This window comes from Gemmatimonas sp., from assembly GCF_046594945.1.
Lineage (GTDB): Bacteria > Gemmatimonadota > Gemmatimonadetes > Gemmatimonadales > Gemmatimonadaceae > Gemmatimonas.
In genome coordinates this window covers 1-2,939 of the sequence record NZ_JBKJRB010000146.1, presented here as the reverse complement: position 1 = coordinate 2,939, position 2,939 = coordinate 1, and the positions used below count along the sequence as shown (strand labels likewise).

The 2,939-nt window shown below is 63.2% G+C and carries 4 protein-coding genes and 1 pseudogene; 2 read left to right on the top strand and 3 right to left on the bottom strand.

From position 1 onward, the window contains the following. The coding region (locus ACLL97_RS17640) for a putative PEP-binding protein (protein ID WP_411281794.1) at window positions 1–321 on the top strand (321 nt) is incomplete at its 5' end. 37 nt (window positions 322–358) lie between these two features. Here ACLL97_RS17640 and ACLL97_RS17635 read toward each other — a convergent pair. Continuing rightward, window positions 359–445: pseudogene (locus tag ACLL97_RS17635) on the bottom strand (hypothetical protein); the annotation flags it as partial. Between ACLL97_RS17635 and ACLL97_RS17630 the strand changes: the two are divergent. Next, window positions 405–617: a hypothetical protein gene (locus ACLL97_RS17630; protein WP_411281793.1), complete on the top strand. Its 213-nt coding sequence runs from the start codon at window positions 405–407 to the stop codon at window positions 615–617. The pseudogene ACLL97_RS17635 and the gene ACLL97_RS17630 sit on opposite strands and share 41 nt — an antisense overlap. 85 nt (window positions 618–702) lie before the next feature. On the opposite strand, the gene ACLL97_RS17625 is transcribed toward ACLL97_RS17630, so the two are convergent. Together ACLL97_RS17625 and ACLL97_RS17620 are read right to left on the bottom strand one after the other, a co-directional pair. Further along, a complete protein-coding gene (locus ACLL97_RS17625) occupies window positions 703–1,662 on the bottom strand; it encodes a universal stress protein (RefSeq protein WP_411281792.1) in 960 nt (319 codons plus the stop codon). Between the two features lie 36 nt (window positions 1,663–1,698). Next, window positions 1,699–2,187 (bottom strand): Appr-1-p processing protein, encoded by a 489-nt coding sequence (locus ACLL97_RS17620; protein WP_411281791.1) that lies wholly within the window; start codon window positions 2,185–2,187, stop codon window positions 1,699–1,701. Window positions 2,188–2,939: the final 752 nt, after the last annotated feature.

Sequence of the window (2,939 nt, the reverse complement as noted above, 5' to 3'; positions counted from 1 at the left end):
GACGGCTTCAGCATCGGCTCGAACGACCTGACCCAGCTCATCCTCGGCGTGGACCGCGACAGCGAGATCGTCGCCCCCATCTTCGACGAGCGAAACGCCGCGGTGAAAAAGATGATCGCTCAAGTCATCGCCACCTGCCGCGCCAAAGGGCGCAAGATCGGCATCTGCGGCCAGGCCCCGAGCGATTACCCCGAGTTCGCGCAGTTCCTCGTTCAGCAAGGCATCGACAGCATCTCGCTGAATCCCGACACCGTGCTGAAGACCACACTGGCGATTCTGGAAACGGAGAGTGCGGTTGCGGAGGCACTGTTCGGCCGGTGAGTGCGGCGTCTTCGATGCTCAGCCATACGGCATCGAGCAGGCGTAGATCGGCCGGCACGATGTTGCCGGCGATGAGCAGTACGATGTCGCCGGGCGCGAGGCCGGCGATAAGCGCGGCCACCATCAACAGCACCACCATGGTGTCGCCAAACTGTGCGAGCAGCGTGCGCGCCCGCACGACATCGGCGGCGAGACCGTTCGCCGCCGAGCTGGTCAAGGTGCTGATCGAGTGCTCGATCGACGTGGTGTGCCACGTCGTCGAGGACGAAATCGGTGGTCTTTCGATCAGCAGATGACCATCGGGCGATCGATGTCAGGCTTCCGCAAGCCGAGCGCACCGCTGCCCGGTGACCAACGCCGCGTCGTGCTGCTTCCGCTGAGCTACCGCGGGGGTTCCGTGCCAGCGTCATCCGCGGTCACACGAAACAGCATCACAGGCTTGTCCGCGATGCGGAGCACCTTGTCCGCTACGCTGCCGAGCGCGAGGCGACCGATGGCTCCGCGCCCGTGCGTGGCGATGGCGACGAGGTCGATATCGGGTTCATGCGCGCCGTCCGCGATGGCATGCGCCACCACGGTGTCGGTCATGATGCGGTGTGTCGCGCTGACACCAGAGGCCTCCAGTTGTGCTTTGATCTCGTCGAGATAGGCGGTCGCGCGCTGGCGCTGATCGGCAAGGTCACGCTCGTGTTCGCTCGTCGGCGTCAGGGCTCGCAGCAGCTGGCTCTGCGGAGAAATGACGCGGAGGAGTCGATAGGCGACGGTTGTCGGGACGAGCGCCTGCAGCGGCTCGAGAATACGCTCTGCGGCGCTCGAGCCGTCGAGCGTCACGAGCAGGCGGCGCAGCGTCCACTCCGCACGCGCTTCGGGAGTGCGGCTTTCGTACGCGGCGTCAGGGCGCACCGTGACGATCGGGATCGTGGCGTGCCGCACGAGCGCATCGGTCACTGAGCCCATCCACTGACGGGAGAGTCCGCCGAGTCCGTGCGTGGCGACGACGAGCAGGCACGCCCCGCGCTCGTTGGCGTATTCCAGTAGTCGTTCCGCCGGGACGCCGGCCAGCACGGTTGTTGTGACCAAGGGCGCGTCGGCGCGCTGTATGATCCCGTCGCGGACCGCGTCGAGGGAACGGACCGCCGCTTCATGGCGTGCTGCGATCAGCTCACGCTCGAGTACATGTTCGTGTGCGCTGGACCCGGAAATATTGTGCCGGCCGGGCATCGGCTCGTGCACGGTCACCAACTCAATTTGCGCACCGAGTTGCTTTGCGAGGCCAAGCGCGACGGGAATGGTTGCTTCGGCGAACGACGAACCATCAAGTGCGACCAGAATTGTCTTCATCGTATCCTCGCTAAGTGGTATCCGATCGCGCCATGATCAGGCCGCGACTTCCTTGCCAGCGACACCCTTCCGGTAGGTGACGTAGACGTACACCGGAATGCCGACGTCTCCGAGATGCTGTTGGATCAGCGGCCGCACCTCATCCCAGTCGAGACCGCCAGCCCCGGTGGCGAGTCGTGGTAGCGCGACACTCTTGATGTCGCCCTTGTCGAGCTCGTGTTGCAGCCGCTTCAACACGTGATTGACGTTGGGCGTCGACGCACGCCCCGACGCGGACGAGGCATGGTCACCTTCCTGCGTCATCAGGTTGTAGATCGTGTGGCCATCGGCGCTGCGATAGGTCCAGAGTTCGCCCGGCTTCGGGTGCGCCTGCTTCGCGTAGTGGCGGAAATCTTTTGCCATGCCCGGCCACAGCTCGCGCAATGCGAGTGCGAGGCCGGCGTCGAAGTGGTCATTGGGCGAGACACCATGCGCAATGGCCTGCGCCTTGGTGAGCAGAATGTCGCCTTCCAGTTCGTAAATCACGAGAACTCCTCAGCGAGGTGATTCCTGTCGTGTGGTGCCTGACGGGCAATGTCCGTACACGCGGCGTGGAAGGGAGTCGGTGAAATCCTGACATGGGGGTGGGAAGCCCCGACGGGAGTGGGGAAAAAGCAACGCGCTAGCGGTACTTTCGCAAATCTTGGCCATAAACGGTTGCCTTTCCCCTATGAAAATACCCCCTTCGGCGCCTACATGAAAATACTGTACCGATTGACCGATCCCTCTCTGCAGGACGGTGCGTTCCTCTCTGCGATTTTCACGTTGAACACGCGGCGCGGCCAAGTCGTGCGGGTGACTCTTCAGCGCTCGTGTCCATCCCGCCACGCGACGATCGGGCGGGCGCCGTTCAACTGATCACACAGAGACCAAGAGAAAAGGAGAACACAGAGGTCCCTGTGCTCCTTTTCTCTTGGTCTCTTTCTCTCTGTGTGATCAGTTCAGCCGTGCCGCCGAGGCAACCAGTCACCAACGGGCTGATGCGGAGCGCGGGAACAGCACGCGCACCGACAACCGCCAGAACATGGACCACACCTCGCTTCGCCACTTCTTTCATGTAGCATGTTCGCGAGTCGCAGGAGACAGGATTCTCCTCCTGAAACTCGTGACACTTGGCCGTCGCAGGACGCCAGATTTGCGAAAGTACCGCTAGGAAAGAGGGGGGAGGGTTTCAGGGAAGAGGGCGCAGGAACCGCGAGCAGTTCACCTGCCTCCTGCCTCCTGAAACCCTCCCCCCT

Bases quoted from the DNA above. Each gene is read 5' to 3' on its own strand.
- ACLL97_RS17630 (WP_411281793.1), top strand. From the start codon at position 405: ATGTCGCCGGGCGCGAGGCCGGCGATAAGCGCGGCCACCATCAACAGC.
- ACLL97_RS17625 (WP_411281792.1), bottom strand. From the start codon at position 1,662: ATGAAGACAATTCTGGTCGCACTTGATGGTTCGTCGTTCGCCGAAGCA.